This window comes from candidate division WOR-3 bacterium (assembly GCA_013177935.1).
In the GTDB taxonomy this organism is placed as follows: domain Bacteria; phylum Hydrothermota; class Tepidihabitantia; order Tepidihabitantales; family Tepidihabitantaceae; genus Tepidihabitans.
The window spans coordinates 617,272-635,442 of record JABLXZ010000001.1 but is presented as its reverse complement, the minus strand read 5'-3'; the positions used below and the strand labels follow the sequence as shown (position 1 = coordinate 635,442).

The window sequence follows — 18,171 nt, the reverse complement described above, 5'->3', positions numbered from 1 at the left end:
GTAAAATTTTTTGACCGAGCCAGTTCATCACGCACTATATTTTACTTCTTGAATTTGGTTTGTCAAATGGGTATTATAGGAAAATGGCAAAAGCGCAAAAGAGTAGAAGGGCAGAGATTCGGGTTTTAGTTGTTGGTTATGGGAAAGTTGGTAGTGCGCTTGGCTGGCATCTTTCCCGACTGGGATATAAGGTTCTAACCGTAAGGCGTCGGACCGAAGATGCCCGCTACTTGGTGCCGGATGTTGATGTGATTTTTTTTGCGGTGCCGGACCGGCAGATTCAGAAACTGTTTTTACGGTTAAGGCGGTACATTAAACCCGGGACCCTGGTAGTTCACCTTTCCGGTGCCTATGGGGTTGAACTTTTTAAAGGTGCGGCTGAGCGAGGTATAGAAACTTTAGCCCTGCATCCGATCAAGAGTTTTTTCAGTTGTCAGCAGGCGAAAAAAGACCTGCCCGGAGGATACTTTGCGCTGGACGGTACGAAAAAAGGTTTGCGCTTGGGCAGGCAACTGGTAGCGCAGTTAAAAGGAAAGGCGGTGCTTGTTTGTTCTGAAGTTCGACCACTTTATCACGCCATGTGTGTTTTCGGGAGCAATTTTATCCATCCGTTGTTTTACGCGGTGGAGCAGATTGGCAAGGAGATTGGTTTTGCACCGCAAAAGGCGAGGGAGATTATTATGCCGTTAACTGTTGGGGTGATTCGAAACATAAAAAAGCAGGGAGCGGTCACGAGTCTGACCGGACCGGTAAAACGCGGGGACTGGATAACGGTTAAACGGCATCTTAAAGCCCTGAAAGAGCATCAACCCGAATTGGTGAAACTTTATAAGCAGTTAACCAGATTTCTTGAGGAGATGAGATGAAAAGGTATCTTTTATCATTCAGTTTATTGCTGCTATTGTGCGGGCAGTGCGCCAAGAAGATGCTGCCTCCCAGTCCGGACCGATTTCCGCCCCGTATCGTTGAGGTTAACGCCCGAAGCCGGGTCCAGGTCGAACTGGTTTTTGATGAAGAAATTGACCCGGCAAGGTTTGCTCCTGAGAGTTTGAATATCACCGGGCTGCGCATAAGAGGGATTTCAATGGGAAGGGACCGAATGCGTGTACTTGTGTGGACTGAGCCGCAAACATCCCAGCGTTATCTCCTTCAAGGGCTGGTATGGGATATGGCGGGCAATGCGGGTCGATTTCGCACCGGTTTTCTGGGGTCAACCCGAATTGACACAATTTCTCCCCGGGTTGTATCGGTTTTACCAGCGCCGGGTAGTGCCAATCTCTGGCGTGGAACTCGTATAATCGTCCGATTCAGCGAACCGGTTGATACTACATTACCGCTCAACTATCTGATTGTGCCCGCGGAGTTCGAGACGCTTTTTCATCGGGTCTGGGAACCCAACTGGCAGGAGGTGCATTTTGTCTGCCGGGATTCGATTGGTCCGGGACAGGTTTTTTACTTTTTACTACTTCCCGGGTTTCAGGACCTGGAAGGTAATATCGGTTTGACGCCGGCATGGACTTTCTGGACAACAGATTCAGTTTTTAACGGCGTCTTGGTTAAGGGCAAAACAGATGTGCCGAGCGGGGTGGTGTTCTTCGAACAGGAGAAGACAAAGGCGGTGGCACCGATTTTAGTGGATGGCTCTTTTGAGGTTAAAGTGCCGGCTGGTGTTTATTCGGTGTTCGGGGTCAGCGATACCAATAGTGACGGTTTCGTTGACCTGATAAGTTCACCGGTTGAGTTTAACACGGCCCTTGAGAGTTTAAAACTGATTATGGTAACAGAATCAATACCCAAGCGGTTCAATGATTATCGCCATTAGTTTTATTCTATTAATCCTGGCATTTTTCCTTTACCTGAGGGAGTCAGGGACGAAAGGGAATTATTGGTTGCTTGTCCTTCGTCTTTTGGTAGTTCTACTTCTGGGCTGGATAGGGGTTGGCAAAGTCCTGACCCTGCAATGGAATCGCCAGCCCCGCCGCGTAGTATTTCTTGTAGACCGTTCCCAGAGTATGGAAATGGCTGGGGTAGACACGGTCGTTGACCAGGTAATTACCCTTTTACAGGAAAGGATAAAAGGGGTTAAGCAGGAGGTTTGGTGGTTTGGTGATACGGCGATAAAATCGGGGCAGCGCGATGAGGTGGTGAAGTTAGGCAAGGAGCGCACCCGATTGGGAAAGGCACTCGAAGTTGTCGGACAAACCAATCCGGGTGCGATTGTACTGCTCAGTGATGGTCAAGATAACGGTGAACGCGCTGTGATCCCGGTTGTTCAGCGGTTAACAGTTCCCGTATATGCGGTGGGTTTCGGTGCCAAAGGAGGAAGAAATTTGACAATAGAAGAACTGGAATTACCGGCTGTTGTCTATGCCCGGGATACCTTTAGGATTAGAGTGCGGCTGGCGAGTTCCGGATTTGCCAATCAGGAGCGGTGCCGGTTGCGCCTGGACGGACAAACAAAAGAGGTTCCCTTAGGTGCGGGTTGGAGTGAGCAGGATGTGTTTTTCCAGATGGTCTTCACCGAAAGCGGACGCAAGACAGTCCAGGTTATTGGTGAAAGCCTGCCCGGTGAATTGAGTTATCAGGACAATCGCCGGTCCGGTTCGGTGGAGGTTAAACCGGCGCGACTGGCAATTTTCTATATTACGAACCATCCTGGTCCTCAGACAAGATTTATCCGACGAGCACTGGAAAAAGACCCTCGGCTTGATGTCAAAGCGGCGATTAAGGTAACCGGCGGTTTTTCAAGCGAACGAAGAGCACTGGACAGTGCCGATGTTTTCATTGTTGACGGCGCTGAGGAGACGCCGCGGGATAAAGAGTTCTGGTCCGCGCTGCGGGAATGGGTTGAAAGGGGTGCGGGTGTGTTGGTGCTGGCAGGAGATGCGTTTCAAGCCGGCGAGCAGTTGGAGCGATTACTACCGGTAAAAGGTGGGAAACTTATGCGCGGGGAGTGGACACCGGCGAGTACCGAGCCGGGACTGTTTCTGCCCTGGTTGAGGGAAAATGGTGTTAACTTGAGTTCGGTGCCGCCATTTAATAGCATCTGGATGGGCACGGTCGAAGACGAAAGGGCGACAGTGTGGATGACGGCTCAGGAGAATCAAGCACCGATTCTCGTGGCGGGCAGAACCGGTAAAGGAAAGGTTGTTTATCTTGCGGCATACCCATTGTGGCGCTGGGGATTTCTTGCCGATGCGCCGCCCGATAAACTAACACCGCTTGATATTTTCCTTTCCGGGATAGTGCGCTATCTCAGCGAAAAAGATACCGGGCAGTTTATTATTGAGACGGATGCGCTTAGCTATCTTACTGGTGAGCGAATAACGCTGACACTTCAGGCGCAAAGACCGGACGCAACACCCTGGGAAGGGTTAGATGCGCGAGCGGTTGTGAAAGATTCCGGTGGTGGTAGTTTTGATGTCCCGATGCAGGAAACCGGATTCGGGCGTTACAAAACAGAAATTGATGGCCTGGCTCCAGGGCGATATTTTGTCTATATTGAGGTGCGAGAGCAGGATCGGCTAATGAGCAAGGCTGGTCCGGTTGAGTTTCGAGTAACAGAAGAGAGCGTTGAAATGACGCAACTGGGTCTTAATCAGGATTTAATGTCCCGAATCGCCCTGCTCAGTGGCGGCTGGTTTGTGAAGGCAGAGAGTATCGATGAGGTTGACACCCTTGAGTTCCGATTGGGAGTTTACCATAAACGATTTTCTGTGGACCCGAGAAGAAGTTTAATAATTTATGGGCTTCTTGCAGCGCTATTTGGGACGGAAATAGTTTTAAGGCGTCAAAGGGGGTTGTTGTAAATGAATAGTCCAGTGCGGCAGATAACTCGAGAGTTAAGCCGGAAATTGCTTCTTGGCGGGCTGCTAATGGCGATTTTGATTTTGGGTGTTACACCGGCTGAAGCGAGTACGGGAGAACGGGTTGCCGAAAAGTTGTGGGCGCAGGGGTTGAGTCCAGAACTGGTGGTTTTCGTAGTTGCAATGCTGCCGATTGTTGAGTTGCGCGGGGCGGTGCCTATCGGGAACAACCTTTTTCACCTGCCGTTATGGAAGACACTGGTTTTGTCGGTTGCCGGAAATATCCTGCCGATAATTTTGATTTTACTTATTCTGGAACGGATGGTTTTACTCCTCAGCCGGTTTACTCTTTTCAAGCGTTTTTTTGACTGGTTATTTAGGCGGACGCGCAGGAAAAGCGGGGTGATTGAGCGATTTGAGTTCTGGGGTCTGGCGATTTTTGTCGGTATTCCATTGCCGGTTACCGGTGCCTGGACCGGTGCGGTTGCTGCGATGTTGTTGGGTATGTCTTATCCCCGAGCGTTGCTCGGGATATTTTTAGGGGTGTTGATAGCAGCCGGGATTGTTACCGCGCTCTCCCTTCTGGGCTGGTGGGGTGCGGTAATTGCGGCGTTGGGCTTGACAGTTATTCTGCTTTCTCAATTCCGGAAGGGGAGAAAATCGAAACCGGACGCGCCGGAATAGTACCTGAAACCGCCGATGGGCGGTAAGTAGGGACAAATTGAGTTAACGCTTTTTTGATTTCGTCCGGATTAAGAAATTCCAGTTTTGCCTCAAGTTCCGATATTTTACCCAGTAGTTCGGGGTAAGAGTGGTTTTGAGAAATTCGCGCCCGGTAGATACGCTCGTGCTCAGTGGCGATAGTACCCTCTTCCGCCGTCAACAGTTCTTCAAATAGTTTTTCACCGGGGCGGACACCGGTAACGATTATCGGGATGTCAACATTGGGAGTTAAGCCGGCAAGTTCGACCATACGATGTGCCAGGTCCCAGATGCGCACCGGTTTACCCATATCAAGGACAAAGACCTCACCACCTTTGCCCAGTGCCGCTGCCTGCAGCACGAGAGTGACTGCTTCACTGGTTAACATAAGATACCGCTTCATCTCCGGATGGGTAACGGTGATGGGCTGACGCTTCACAATGGCATCGCGAAAGATGGTTGAAACGCTGCCCCGACTGTCAAGGACATTGCCAAACCGAACAACAACCACTTTCATATCGCTCACTTCGTTCATTGCGGTGACGAGCATCTCGCCGAGCCGTTTGGTTGCGCCCATTACACTGGTGGGATTGACCGCTTTGTCGGTAGAGATGTATATGAAGGTGCGGGTATGGTAACGGATGGCGGTTTTGGCAACAAAATGGGTTCCTAAGACATTGGCTCTAATTGCCTCTTCGGGGTGAAATTCCAGTACCGGTACATGTTTGTAAGCAGCGGCATGGAACACTATTTCGGGACGGGATTCAGCAAATGCCCGCTCCAGGTCCTGGGTATGATTGATGTCGCCGAGGAAAGGTTGAATCCGCAGGTTGGGGTAGAACATCCGGAGTTCGCGTTCGATGTAAAACAGGTTGGAGTCGTCGCGCTCAAACAGGACCAGTAGTTCTGGACTAAAGCGGGCAAGTTGCCGGCACAGTTCCGAGCCGATAGAACCACCTGCGCCGGTTACGAGAATCCTTTTGCCAGAAAAAATTCGGCGCATCTGATTCACATCAACTGTTACCGGAGGTCTGCCGGTCAGTTCGTGGATACACAGTTTTTCAAGGGCGCCGAGGTCAGAACGGTCTTCAAGAATGTCAACCAGCGAAGGCATCGTTTTTACCTCAACTTTGCCAATCTGATGGAGTCGAGCATAAAAGTCGCCTAAACTGAATCCCGGGTTGGATTCGAGCATCACCATTACCACTTCTATTCGGTACCGTTCAACAATCGCCTCGATATCGTCGGTTGTGCCTACCACTTCGATACCTTGCTCATAGTTGCCGACCTGATTTGGGTCCGGGGTAACGATACCAACGATGTAGTAGTTAAAGTTGGTTAAGCGGCGCAAAATGTTGGGAATAAAATAACCACAGCGTGCTGAGATGGCGAGCAGGGTTCGTTTGCCTTCAACACTGGTAAAAAGCGGTTCAACGAGCAACCTTTTGCTGCCCCGAAAGGCAGCAAGGAAAAAGAAAAGTATCAATCCGATGAGTACCGGGCTGACAGGCGAAAGGGCGCGCCATGCGGGAAAGAGACGCAGGAGAAATTGGCACATTGTTACCAGCGAACTGGCGGCAAACAGTTTCCGTAAGTCGGAGAGGGAGAATGTGACCCAGGCGAGTGAATAGTTACGCAGGACAAAGTTGGCACCGATTGTAAGAATGATATTGGCAGTGGCGAGGATTAAGAGCCGCTGGGGCTGGGAAACAGAGAAACTTATCACCGGTTGGGGGGCAAGGAGATTAACTACCGCTATTGTGAGAGTAGCAACCAGCGCATCACCCAGCAAAAAGAAAACCCGGCGCCGGGTTGCTTTTACTGACAGGTACTGCCCGGCAATTTTTTGCGCCTGGGTAATCAATTCCTTGAAAGTGCGGCGTTCTATTCTGCCGCCCCTTTCTACGGTGGCGCTAATACTCATTCTTCTTCCCCTCTGGGGGATTTATTGGTAAAATACAATTCGCTCCCTCCTGAAAAAGATAAGTGCAACGATTATGCCCCAAATTATACTTCGAACCCAATTTTATAAGCGTGGGTTTTTTAATATGTTATAAAACAGTTCCTCTCTTACAATTGGTGAGACACGGAAGCAGGAGTGTTGTGCTATTTTTATAACTTATTGATTTAGCATAACTAACTGTGCGACATCTGTTGGTAATGCCTGATATGAGGTTGCAATTTTGCTTTTAATTGTTTAACTTATTGAGAAAAGATTTTACTTTGTTGATTTCTGGTGAGTTAGGCTCTAATTTGATAAATTTTGTTAAGTAGAATCGGGCGCTGTCCGATTTCCCTTCCAGCGTAAATACCAGCCCTTTGTTTTCAATAGCGGCAGGATAGTCAGGATAGTACTGTAATGCAAGATTGAAATCGGCGATGGCACCTATTTCATCGCCCCGGGCGTATCGGAGCATGCCGCGACGATTGGCGGTTGCAGCAAAGCGGCGGCACAGGTCTTCAGCATAGGGGTCGTAGAATTTTTCTGTAGAGTATTTATCCGGTCCAGGAAATGTGAATTTGATGTTGGGTTCAAGTGTGGTGTCTTCAAAAGGGCGAAACTGATAAGTGAGTCCGTGTAACCTTAACCGAAACCCGTACCATCCTTCGAGCACATTGGAAAAATCCCGGGGAAAGTAGAATGCCGGTCGGGGTGCAAGGTTTAGGAGCAGGTGAAACTTAATCTCCTGGACCCTTTCTGCGGCAAGTGTGCCAAATCGGGTGTTGTTCATGCCCGATGGTTTTTGCCACAGAGTACGGGCAAGGGTAAAGCAGGTGTCAGGAACAGGCACTGTCTGGGAGAGCTGTTTGAGGTACCAGGGAAACGCCAGGTGGTGTTCACTGATGACGGTGATGTGATGTTTGGGGTGTTCAACAATGTTGTACCAGTTTAGCGCCTGAAACAGGCTGTAGTCGTCGGTAAAGAGAACGGCACGGTCAGGCATTTCCGCAATTATTGAGCGGGCAAGGTCAGAGAGCGCGGTGAGATGGGCGCGGTTTTGCCGGGGATAGTTCCAGATGGCGATTCCGATGAGCGCAAACAGGATGATGGTGAAAAAGGTAAGGCGGGTTTTGCTTCCCCGGAAAATTTGAAAAGAGGTGCCAATAAAAATCGCCAGGCAAAAGTATGCCGGTAAAAAATAGCCTTCCTTGTCCGAAATGTTGTAGAGGAGTGCGGCGCCGACAGAAAGGACGGCGCCGGTGAGTAAGGCAACAAACAAAATCCTGTTTTTTTTGAAGAGCCAGATAACACCCGGTAAAAGCAAAAGCCAGAACAGGGTAAACTGTTTGAGTAAGGTTTGAGGCACATTAGCAAACTGTTGCACAAGATAGCCGGTACCACCGGCAAGGAAGCGGTAACGGTAAACCGCGGCGGTGATGTAACGAAAGAACTCGTTTGCGGAATTGATACCTGCCCAGGAGGGCGGTAGTTGCGAGCGGAAAAGCAAGGAAAGGTAGAGCAGCGGTCCGGGCAGCAGAAGTAAAATCAGGAAGAACCAGTGACGAAGACGAACTGTTTTTAAAGCAGGTGTTTTGAGCAACAGCAAAAACGCTGGAATCCAGATTAAAATGAACAAATGGTTGGCAAGAGCCAGCCCGAAACTAAAACAGAAGAAATAGAGGTAGTTGATGGCAGATGTTTCCCGCCAGAGTAATAAAGCCCAAAGGGTTAAGGCAAAGAGAAAGACCTGGAGGGCGTACACTTCAATCGCGGTTGCCTGCTGCCACAGTTCAAACGATAGCGCCCAGATAAGGGCGCTCAAAAGGGCGGTTTTCAAATCTTTTGTCAGGTGGTTGATAATGTGAAAGAGCATGAAACAGGAGCCTGCTGCAGCAAGAGTCGATATCAGGTTGATGCGAAAAGGAAGGGTAAAGACCGGCAGTAAAGAGACAAGACTGAGTATGTTGAGGAGTAACGGATAACCGGGCGGATGAACCAAGCCAAAGGTGCGGGTGGCAAGGACAAACTCGGCTGAATCAAACCAGTAAAGGTCCCGGCAGGCGGTTAAAAAATATAGCGTGAACGGTGCGAAAAAAGCAAGAAGGGGGTAAATTGGTTTCGCCTTCGGGAGACTTATTTTCGGCACAAAAGGGTTAGCCCAAAGTGCGCAACGGTCACTTCAGTTTTACGGCAAGGACAATTGGACGATTGAAGGTTTCGGTTGTACCGTCACCTTTTGACGCCTTGATGTTCAGAAGGTAAATTCCTGCGGGCAAACGCTGGAGCCGGTCGTCAGTACCATCCCATTTCAGGTCGTAGTAGCCGCCCGGTGCGTTATTCAACAGTTGCTTTCTCAGCCTGCCTTGGAGGTCGTAAATCGTAACAGAAATACGGTAGCCGGTACGCGGACTGTTGAGTTGAATGGTAGCGACTTCACCTTCATTCGGGGCAAACGGGTTGGGAAATATGGAGTCAATCTGGAGCCGTTCCGCTGGGGGAAAGGCGGCGGTGGTGTCGCTGATGTCTTCAGGAAATCTTGGCATCAACTGATAGCCGGTGTTGTAGGGTGGTTCGTAGTCGTACTGGCCCACGATGCCGGTGATGCGCACTCTGCGACCCGTGGTCAGCCATGATGTCTGAATTCCGGTGTTGTCATAGATGCGAACTGATATTGCCGGGGTGCCGTTCTTGAGCACCATATTGTAGCCGGAGCCGGAGCGCACCGGTGCTGAGATGACATCGCCTACGACAGTTAACAAATCGGACTCCATCGTTTCGGTAAGCGGGGTGTTGAAAGGCAGAAGTTTTGGTGCGATGGGAGTTGCAAATGTGTCACTGACCCACATCACGCCCGAGGCGAGTTCGGTTAAGCCGTTGTACTCTGTTACCATACCAAGGACCGAGATTTCTATGCCAAGGCTGTCAAAGAATGGTGCCTGGTTATCTGGATAGGAGCAGTTGTAAACATTTATTCCGCGGGTCTCATCCTGGATATAAAGGCTCTTGGCGCTGCCGGTGGTGAAGATGCGTGCCGGACCGATTATTTTGCCTTTGACTCGCACCCACTGGTCAACAAGTAGTGGTGTGAAGCCGTCCGGTCCGGGCTGCTGGGCTTCACGGATGGTGATAAGGGGATAGTCTTCGGCACTGGCAGAAAAGTCTTGGCGAAAACGGGGGAGAAGTTGATATCCGGTCAAAGGCTGGGTTGTGTCCGATGTGTACTGCCCTTTGATCCCAATGATGGTGAATGTGTCCGGAGAAAGAATAAGTCCCGGGATTTCGGTCTGGCCGTCGATACGCACCTGAGTTGTGCCGGTTGAGTCTTCAAGGTTGTAGTTTGTGTTACCGGCAAGAAACAGACTGCTGATTTTCACACCGGGAATCGCGACGAGTTCGCCTTCGTACTGTTCAGAGTTCATTTCCCGGCAGTTGATGACCCTTGGCTGGGGCAAAGTCCGATTGCGGGCAAGTAAAGTTATGGTGGCACCGGAGATTTCGGTTTTGCCCCGATACCAGTCCACTGTTCCGTTCACAAGTACGCTGTCGCCGAGGTCGGCGTTCTGCAGCGTATAACTGAACACATTGACACCGCCACTGGTGTCCTGGATATAGATATCGGTATAACGGTTGTCAAAGATGCTGTCCGGTGCGGTGACGATACCGGTTACGGTTACGGTCTGGCCCCGACGGTCCGGCTTGCCATCGCCATCGGCATCTTCGGTTACCCATCTTATCGGCACAACCTGAGCGAGGGCAAATGTCACCAAAGACAACACAAAGATAAAGTTTCTCACTTCTTCAACTCCTTTTCCACCTCAGCGGCAGCCTGGTCAAGGGCGTTTTTCGGTTCAACACCGGCGCGGATGATTTTCTCAAGGGCGTCACCCAGCACCCTTCTGCCGGCAAACCAGGCTTCACTGCGCGGTTCAAACCGCAGGTATTCAAGTTGCTTTAATACGGCACTTAGTCCGGGTGTTTCCTGAATCAACTTCTGATATTCCGGGATGTTCAGAGCACTTTTCCGCACCGGTACATAAAAGGTTAGCGTTGCCCATTTTGCCTGCTGTTCCGGACTGGTAAACCACTTGACAAAACGCCAGGCAGCCCGAATTTGTTCGGCGGTGCCAGTACGGAAGATGCCGATATTGGTGCCGTAACCGATAACCGCTGGCTTATCCGCAATCGGCAGGGGCGCAATGCCAATCTTGAAGGTGAAATTAGGCTTTAAAAACGCCCAGGAAACCGATGTGCTCTGAATGCAGGCGATACGTCCCGCAAGAAAGTCGTTCTGCGGTTCATAGCCCGCGCCGTAATAGACGCTGGAGTCTTTGTTAACCAAATCGGCAAGAAACTGGGCGGCGTGAACTCCAGCCACGGAGTTGAATAGCGGTTTTTTGTTCTGTTCATCCAGATACTCACCACCCTTTTGGAGCAGCAGAGCGCCAAACACCCCTTCGTTAACCAAACCGGCGCCGCCATACCGGCCGTTTTTTCGGTCGGTGAGACGCAAAAGCATCGTGCGCAACTCTTCCCAGGTGCGGGGAAATTCTTGATAGCCCGATTGGGCAAGCATATCAATATTGTAAAAGAAGACGGGCAGTGATTTGTTAAACGGCAGGGTGACGATTTTGCCGTCCCAGGTGTTGCCTTCAATGAATGGGGGATAGAAGTCGGCAAGTTCTTCGGCTGTAAACCCATCCGGGCTATGAATCAATGAGTCAATGATGACCAGTTTGTTCAGGGCATAAAACTGCGTGGTCCACGACTCGTACATCTGGGCAAGGTTCGGTGGCGCATTCACCTGCACCGCACCCATCAACTTCTGGGAAAGGCTGGAGTAGTTTGCCATTGACACCGGCTGGATGTCAACATCCGGATTCGCCTTTTCAAACTCGTTAATCATCCCATCCAGCGCATCACCCAAAGGTCCACCCATCGCATGCCAGAAGGTTATCTTAATCTTAGCCTCTTTTGGGGACTGTCCGCGTGGTCCGCAACCGGTCAGCAAAACAAAAACCAGAAAAGCAACTAAAAGATAGTAGGCTGTTGATTGACGCATCGCTCAATTTTAACCCGAAAGAAAGGGCAGTCAATTAACATCGGCGGGTCTAATAGCCAGCAGATTTGTTATTGTTTATGGCAAACCTTGAAGCACAACTGCAGACATAACCATAAGCGGCATCAGAAACAGGTCGTTAGATTGTCAGGTCTATTTGACGGGATAGAGTTTCTGATAGAAGTTTGGTTATAACCATATAAATTACCCATAAGATAGAACCGCATGGCGCAGTTCCGACTACCGCGCTATCAGGCTTCCGCGCTACCGCACTGGGCGCGTGCCAAGGAGTGTTAGGGGCTATCCCCAGAACTGCCCCCGGACTCTTGGGTGATGGTGTTTGTCACTTCTCGTTAATTTTTCGTATATTAAAATAGGGCATTATCGCTTTTTCCATTGGGAAATACCGGTGACTTGACAGAACAGGTTTTTGTTGTATAATAGTAGTACTTAGGAATTAAGATGACCGACTTACTCTACTCTACTCTACTCTACTCGTTTTATATTGTGATTTCCAGTTTTACAACAAATCCGGGGAGGTAATTGGTGGCAGGGTGCGACTCCGGTCCAGAACCGGGCTGGAGTCTTATGACTAAATGCGGCAATAGGAAGAAATAAATTAAATAAAAAAGAAGGGAGGTTGAAGATGAGAAACTTTAAAGCCGCATTTGTAATAATTATTTGCCTTCTCTGTTTTGCTAATGTTCAAGGTTACTGGGAACCTTTACCACCACCACCGCAGTATAATGCCTATGCCGGCAGTGCACTTTGTGCCGGAATAGCAACTGAAGAGGATGGAAGGACCAGAAGGTCTGTTTGGTTCCTGCAGGACGGCTATTATGGGAACGACATTTTTTCCAGATACGACATTGATGACTTCTTATGGAGAAGTTACGGAATAGTACCATTTGTTCCACTTGGACCAGATGGCGCGATTGCATTTGTTCCCGACCCTTATGCCTTTCCTGAGAACGGGTGGGTTCTTTGTTTGAGAGGAAACGAGACGCGGGAATTCTGGGTATTTTATCCAGAAGACGGTGCCTGGGTACAAGGACCCCCCGTTCCTGAAACGGTTGAAGAAGGAGCAGCGCTGTGCTTTGGTGGATTCCAGGAGATATATGGCAGGTCCTATGCTGTGCTTTACGCCTTCACCGGTAAGGAGCACGAAATTTCTCCGGGTTATTACCGGGGCCACTTCTTCCGTTATATCTTTGAAATCGTCCCTTATATAAACAAAGGGCTTGGCCGTAACTCGGCGCCCATTCGGGGTAGTTGGGAAAGACTGGCAGATATTGTTGGCCATGTAGAAGAAGAGGCGGCACTTGCCTGGGTGCCAATGTCTCCGGATAGTCCGATTGCATACCCGATGGGTTTGGTGATTGGATTAAAAAACAACGAAGACGGCCAGGGTTGGATCTACCACTACGACCCGGTACGCAATACTTGGTGGGATGTCAGGCCTATCGTTGGTTATCGGCGGTTGTATGATGGTGCCTGTATGACCGCTCATTATCGGGACAGCACAATGTTTCTTGAAGGTGGAGGCACGGAATATTACAACTTCTACGATGTGATAAGGGGAACTATATACAGTGCAACTTCAACTCCCCAAAAGGTGAGAGAGGGAACCGCTCTTGCTGGGCTACTACCGAAAAACGATACCATCTATGCCGAATTCGGCAGGCAGCTAGCTCCTCCGGCTCCTGGGTTCTCTCGGCACAATTCTCCACCTTACCAAGAGGGTAGTCAGGGAACAAGTACCAATCTGAACGCCGGGATAAATGTTGTTCTCCAACCGCACCGAACTTTCCACATTTTTACGGTTAAATGTGCATCCGGAGCGGTAAGGCTGTTAATTATGGATATTACCGGCAGAACGGTAGCCTATTTATCAGCAGAATGCCGGAACGAAGTGGTTGACATAATCTGGAACCACCCGATAATACCAAGTGGTGTTTATTTCTGGAAAGTTTCCAGTACCTCCGGAGTTACCAATGGTAAACTGGTTATTACGAAATAGTGCTTCAGAGCATCACAAAACAGTTTGGGCAGGGCTCGGGCTTCCCAGCCCTGCCCTGAACCAGAAAATGCCTTTCCTTTTAACTTTCATTCTTCTTTTACCGTCGTCAGTGTTCGGAATCATAACCTTTGAAAGGCTCTTTGGCTTCCCTCCAGGGTATGCGCAGGACCTGGGCGGCATCACAGTGACTCAGGATGGCGGCTATCTTGTACCAGCAACGACAATGGATAGCAGGCATAGATGTCATATAAGAACAGCGAAACTTGATTCGTCTGGATTTATTGAATGGTTAAATATGTATGAAACCGGAACTTTCGCTTATAGGGGTGTGGATACGACCGCTGATGGGAACTATTTGGTTCCCGGAATATTGGACGAAGGTGCCGGTGCGAGAGGCATCACCGATGCGCTACTGCTCAAGTTGAGTCCAAACCGCGGTACGGTTATCTGGCGCTACATTTACAGTGGCCCGGGAATGGACTGGTTTGATGATGTTGACCCCACTCCTGATGGTGGCTGTTTTGCCGTTGGTGAATTCAGCAGCGATACTGTTATTGGAACCGGCGTTGTTAGGTTTAATCAAGATGGAACGGTCCGGTGGCTTCACATCTACCGGCCAAGGTCTCGGCCCGAACTGTACGCCACTGGTGGAAATGTTCTATCAATGCCTGATGGTGGTTGTGTGGTCGCGGCTGGGTTTCAAGTTGAAGGACCAACACCACCTCCTAACAATCCCCTAAAACAGCGAAGTGGTTGTGCGGTAACCGCCGGGTTTCAGGTTAAAAGCCCGGAGCAGAATGAGTTTGACTGGGACTATTGGATGTATGTAATGCGGCTTGACTCTTTTGGTGAACCGGTCTGGATAGTGATTGAGCCTACCCCGCCGGACTACGACTATACATGGTCTACTTCAGCATTTACACCAGAAGGTAACATTGCGATACAGGGGACGGTGGGTGGTCCTGGAAATCCTGGAGACTCTGTCGCCGGTTTTCTAAAGGTTTACACCCCTGATGGCGAAAAACTTTTAGATAAAACGGTGATGGTTAGAAGGTTGCCAGCACCCCATCCACCTGACCCCTGGGTTTTCTTCCGCGGTGGCACTACAACACCGGATGGTGGTTTTGTGATGATTGGGGAAGTGGCTACGGGGCATTCCGGGGACTCGATTTCTATTGGTCTTGTCCGTCTTGATGCCAATGGCGACTCAGTCTGGTGCAGACTTTATGGCACTGACACAACCTGGGAGTACGGTTGGGCAGTTAAAAATACCAGGGATGGTGGTTTTGTCATTTTGGGACAACTTTGGTGGGGAGGTCCTATCTATGTTATTAAAACTGACTCCAACGGTCTGGTCAATTCCGGCGTGAATGAGGAGATAAGTCGTTTTGACCAGCAACGGGCACTTTCTGTATTACCCAACCCGTTCACCACCCGAACAAAAATCTGCTACCAATTGCCTACAGCCGCTTCGGTCCGCATTACCGCTTTTGACATCGCCGGCAGGACCGTTGCCACTCTGTTAGACCAAAATCAATCTCCGGGCAGTTATGAGTTTGTCTGGGACCCGAAACAACTTGCCCGGGGTATCTACTTCATCAAATTTGAAACACCCATCTTCGGCGCTACTCAACCCTGCCTATTCTTGCCTTAACTTGATGAGGAACCAAACGATGGGCAAAGGAGAGGAAGATGAAAATATTTGCGCGGCTATTTTTAACATACGGGGGAATTCTACCTGCAGTTATTTTTGCCCAGTATATCGAAACAACAATTCCAATCAGGTATGGGCCCTTATCATTGTGTTGGAATGCCGCTAACAATAAGGTTTACTGTTCCCCCAGTCTGGGTGATGTTCTGGTAATAGACGGCGCATCGAATGAGGTGCTGCAACAAATTCTTATCGGGGACCGACTCAAATTCCTTACCTGGGATTCCATTGATAACAAACTTTTCGGTATAGGCATAATCTACTCAAGGGTCATAGCGATTAGTTGTTCCACCCACCGGATCCAAGCGTTTATACCGGCTGACGGTGTAGACCTCACCTGGAACGCCATCAATAACAAGGTTTACACCACCAACATCCATGGTGTTACGGTGATTGATGGTGCAACAAACCAGGTGCTAAAAAATGTTCCGGTAGGAATTGAACCCTGGAGCATAATCTGGACACCCACCAATAAAGTGTATTGTGCCAATTACAACATAAGGAGTAGTAGTGTTACGGTGATTGATGGAGCAACTGACGAGGTGCTGGCGACAGTGCCAGTGGGAAGGTCGCCCTATGCGCTGTTCTGGAACGCCACGAACAACAAGGTCTATTGTGCCAATTATGATAATGATACAGTGACGGTGATTGATGGTGAGAGTAATGAGGTTGTGGCAATGGTGCCGGTGGGTCGGGCGCCTCGTGCCCTGGTCTGGAACGCTACCAACAACAAGGTTTACTGTGCTAATGAGGTGGATAATACTGTGACGGTGATTGATGGTGTAACCGATGAGGTGGTGGCGACGGTGCGGGTGGGAACTTCACCCGGGGCTCTTTTATGGAACCCAATAACCAACAGAGTTTATTGTGGTAATTTAGGGAGTGATTCGATTACGGTGATTGATGGAGCAACTGATGAGGTGTTAACAACGATTCAGGTCGGTCGCTATCCTAACCCTTCCTGTCTGAACCTAAACCAGAGTAAAATCTATGTGGCTTCACATTCAGGTATCACTGTTATTCGGGATCTGGTTCCCGGTATTGAACAGATGGAGCAGTATGCTCCGGGCGAACCCCATGTTACAGTTTTCCCTAACCCGGCAAAAGATGTGTTTACAGTTCAAACCAGCAGTTCAATACAAAACCTGCGGCTTTATGATGCTACGGGGAAACTAATCCGCACCTATCAGGTATCCCAACCGGCACAGTATTCGCTGAAGGGAATAAATCCTGGGGTGTATTTTCTCGGATTTGACACCAAACGGGGCGAAATAACCCGGAAATTGATTGTCCAATAAGTTTGCAATGTTATAGGTTGGCGGCTTTCTGCTGTGCTTTACTGTAAAGTATCGGCTCGCACCTTGTTATGATATAGGTATATAATAGGTATATATAATAGGTGCATTCAGACCGGTGCATTGACAAAATTGAAGTTTGGTATATAATTGAATCAGCCTGCAAAGGGCGAGTTTGGGCAGTTTTTTAAAGGAGGTGTTTGATGAAACGGTTTGTTGTGCTCTTTTTCCTGCCCGCCTTATGTCTCGCCATCTACGATATGGAGTGGTTTGACCTGAACAACTGGCGCTGCCCGTTCTACAACGACAGCCGCTGGGGCATTGACATCACTCAGGGCAGCGGCGTTGGTGGCGGCACCTGGCCCTATCCGCTACACAATGTGTATATCTTTGGTGCCGGACCCTGGATTGGTGCGGTTGTCGGTTCAGATACGCTGGTGACCGTGGGCTACAACCCGAACACGGGCGGGACTGAAATGCACCCCAGCCTCTGCCGTTACTGGCGCCAGACTCCGTTAGATTCTGCGGACCGCATTTACAAGTATCCGGGTGATTGGCCTGCGCCACTTTCCCGGTTTCCGATGGCACCACAGGTAAACCGCTCGGAGATGGATTTGTGGTTTGGTTCCGGCGATTCCAATCCCGCCGCGCACACTGTACCAGGCAGACCATTGGGTATTGACATCTATGTTACGGTTTATGGCTTTTCCGACTCTATTGCCCGGGATATGTTTTTCTTGAAGTATGAACTTGCCAACGCATCCGGGGTCGCCCGCAATGGTGTTTGTTTTGGAATTGTGGTTGATGCGGACATCGGCTATTTTTCAGAGGATATGACCGGCTTGATTCTCAATAAACGGTTTCAGGTTGGTGGCGATACCTTCTGGGTGAAAAACCTTGGCTTCTTTTATGATTATGACAATATTGAAGTGCCCCATCAAAATTGGGAACGCGGTGTTCCGGGTGCGATTGCGCTCCGGTTGTTACAGGCGCCCAACAACCTCGGCTTGACCGCATTCAAACGGCTTACGATTGAGGGTGACCCAACAACCGATGGCGAGCAGTATTTGACCCTGATGGGCTACAACTACTTTACCCGTGAGTATGAGCCTTTTGACTCTATTGATTTGGTACCCGCAGACAAAAGGGCGCTTTTTGCCACCGGTCCGTTTGACCTTGCGCCCGATTCGGTTCTGACCTTCTGGTATGCGGTAATCGCCGCGCCCTATGGCGACAGCGCTCAGCCACCCCAGCAAAGGGACACCACTCAGTTAGCGTTGCGTGCCTGGTGGGCAGAGCAGGTGTGGCAGCGGATACTGGCGGTTGAAGAGGTGGCAGGTAAACCGCTCATTTCGCCAGCCTTGTATCCCAATCCTTGCCGGCTTGGTACACCACTTCATATTAACAGCGCGCAACCGGTCTGGATTTACGATGTCCAGGGCAGGCTGATAAAAGAGTTATCCGGCGCTGGTGTCAAAGTCTGGAACGGCACCGACATCTACAACCGGCGTGTTGTGCCCGGTGTCTATCTGGTAAAGATTGGTACCGGCAAAGAGGCAAGCACCAGAAAGGTGATAATTATCGGCAGATAGAGAAGGACATAACATAGGGCTAATTACAAGTCTGCGCTGATTAGTTT

Annotated in this window: 12 protein-coding genes; 8 read left to right on the top strand and 4 right to left on the bottom strand. The window is 49.8% G+C overall.

Annotated elements, in window-relative coordinates; genetic code table 11:
* Positions 1 to 83 precede the first annotated feature (83 nt).
* The 4 genes from HPY86_02905 to HPY86_02890 all read left to right on the top strand — a co-directional run bounded on the left by HPY86_02905 (position 84) and on the right by HPY86_02890 (position 4,490).
* The gene (locus tag HPY86_02905; protein ID NPV13864.1) at positions 84 to 866 is read left to right on the top strand and encodes a DUF2520 domain-containing protein; all 783 of its coding nucleotides are present in this window, start codon (positions 84 to 86) and stop codon (positions 864 to 866) included.
* Positions 863 to 1,822 carry an Ig-like domain-containing protein gene (locus HPY86_02900; protein NPV13863.1) on the top strand — a complete coding sequence of 320 codons (960 nt, stop codon included), beginning with the start codon at positions 863 to 865 and terminating at the stop codon, positions 1,820 to 1,822. The genes HPY86_02905 and HPY86_02900 overlap by 4 nt, the downstream gene beginning before the upstream one ends.
* 67 nt (positions 1,823 to 1,889) lie before the next feature.
* The gene (locus HPY86_02895; GenBank protein ID NPV13862.1) at positions 1,890 to 3,809 is read left to right on the top strand and encodes a VWA domain-containing protein; all 1,920 of its coding nucleotides are present in this window, start codon (positions 1,890 to 1,892) and stop codon (positions 3,807 to 3,809) included.
* Positions 3,810 to 4,490: a small multi-drug export protein gene (locus HPY86_02890; protein ID NPV13861.1), complete on the top strand. Its 681-nt coding sequence runs from the start codon at positions 3,810 to 3,812 to the stop codon at positions 4,488 to 4,490.
* Here the strand turns inward: HPY86_02890 and HPY86_02885 are convergent.
* From HPY86_02885 to HPY86_02870, 4 genes are all read right to left on the bottom strand, one after another.
* On the bottom strand, positions 4,432 to 6,432 hold the full coding sequence (locus HPY86_02885) for a polysaccharide biosynthesis protein (protein NPV13860.1): 2,001 nt from the start codon (positions 6,430 to 6,432) through the stop codon (positions 4,432 to 4,434). The genes HPY86_02890 and HPY86_02885 overlap by 59 nt on opposite strands.
* 265 nt (positions 6,433 to 6,697) lie before the next feature.
* On the bottom strand, positions 6,698 to 8,596 hold the full coding sequence (locus HPY86_02880) for a DUF2723 domain-containing protein (protein ID NPV13859.1): 1,899 nt from the start codon (positions 8,594 to 8,596) through the stop codon (positions 6,698 to 6,700).
* Positions 8,597 to 8,624: 28 nt separating this feature from the next.
* Positions 8,625 to 10,244, bottom strand: coding sequence for a T9SS type A sorting domain-containing protein (locus tag HPY86_02875; protein ID NPV13858.1), 1,620 nt, complete (start codon positions 10,242 to 10,244; stop codon positions 8,625 to 8,627).
* A complete protein-coding gene (locus tag HPY86_02870) occupies positions 10,241 to 11,509 on the bottom strand; it encodes an ABC transporter substrate-binding protein (protein NPV13857.1) in 1,269 nt (422 codons plus the stop codon). The genes HPY86_02875 and HPY86_02870 overlap by 4 nt, the downstream gene beginning before the upstream one ends.
* A 643-nt stretch (positions 11,510 to 12,152) precedes the next feature.
* On the opposite strand from HPY86_02870, the gene HPY86_02865 reads away from it, so the two are divergent.
* From HPY86_02865 to HPY86_02850, 4 genes are all read left to right on the top strand, one after another.
* Positions 12,153 to 13,526: a T9SS type A sorting domain-containing protein gene (locus tag HPY86_02865; protein NPV13856.1), complete on the top strand. Its 1,374-nt coding sequence runs from the start codon at positions 12,153 to 12,155 to the stop codon at positions 13,524 to 13,526.
* Positions 13,501 to 15,180 (top strand): T9SS type A sorting domain-containing protein, encoded by a 1,680-nt coding sequence (locus HPY86_02860; GenBank protein NPV13855.1) that lies wholly within the window; start codon positions 13,501 to 13,503, stop codon positions 15,178 to 15,180. The genes HPY86_02865 and HPY86_02860 overlap by 26 nt, the downstream gene beginning before the upstream one ends.
* Before the next feature lie 38 nt (positions 15,181 to 15,218).
* Complete coding sequence (locus HPY86_02855) at positions 15,219 to 16,535, top strand: T9SS type A sorting domain-containing protein (protein ID NPV13854.1); 1,317 nt, start codon at positions 15,219 to 15,221, stop codon at positions 16,533 to 16,535.
* 200 nt (positions 16,536 to 16,735) lie between these two features.
* Complete coding sequence (locus HPY86_02850; GenBank protein NPV13853.1) at positions 16,736 to 18,124, top strand: T9SS type A sorting domain-containing protein; 1,389 nt, start codon at positions 16,736 to 16,738, stop codon at positions 18,122 to 18,124.
* Positions 18,125 to 18,171: the final 47 nt, after the last annotated feature.

Bases quoted from the DNA above. Each gene is read 5' to 3' on its own strand.
- HPY86_02905 (NPV13864.1), top strand. From the start codon at position 84: ATGGCAAAAGCGCAAAAGAGTAGAAGGGCAGAGATTCGGGTTTTAGTT.
- HPY86_02900 (NPV13863.1), top strand. From the start codon at position 863: ATGAAAAGGTATCTTTTATCATTCAGTTTATTGCTGCTATTGTGCGGG.
- HPY86_02890 (NPV13861.1), top strand. From the start codon at position 3,810: ATGAATAGTCCAGTGCGGCAGATAACTCGAGAGTTAAGCCGGAAATTG.
- HPY86_02885 (NPV13860.1), bottom strand. From the start codon at position 6,432: ATGAGTATTAGCGCCACCGTAGAAAGGGGCGGCAGAATAGAACGCCGC.
- HPY86_02870 (NPV13857.1), bottom strand. From the start codon at position 11,509: ATGCGTCAATCAACAGCCTACTATCTTTTAGTTGCTTTTCTGGTTTTT.
- HPY86_02865 (NPV13856.1), top strand. From the start codon at position 12,153: ATGAGAAACTTTAAAGCCGCATTTGTAATAATTATTTGCCTTCTCTGT.
- HPY86_02860 (NPV13855.1), top strand. From the start codon at position 13,501: ATGGTAAACTGGTTATTACGAAATAGTGCTTCAGAGCATCACAAAACA.
- HPY86_02855 (NPV13854.1), top strand. From the start codon at position 15,219: ATGAAAATATTTGCGCGGCTATTTTTAACATACGGGGGAATTCTACCT.
- HPY86_02850 (NPV13853.1), top strand. From the start codon at position 16,736: ATGAAACGGTTTGTTGTGCTCTTTTTCCTGCCCGCCTTATGTCTCGCC.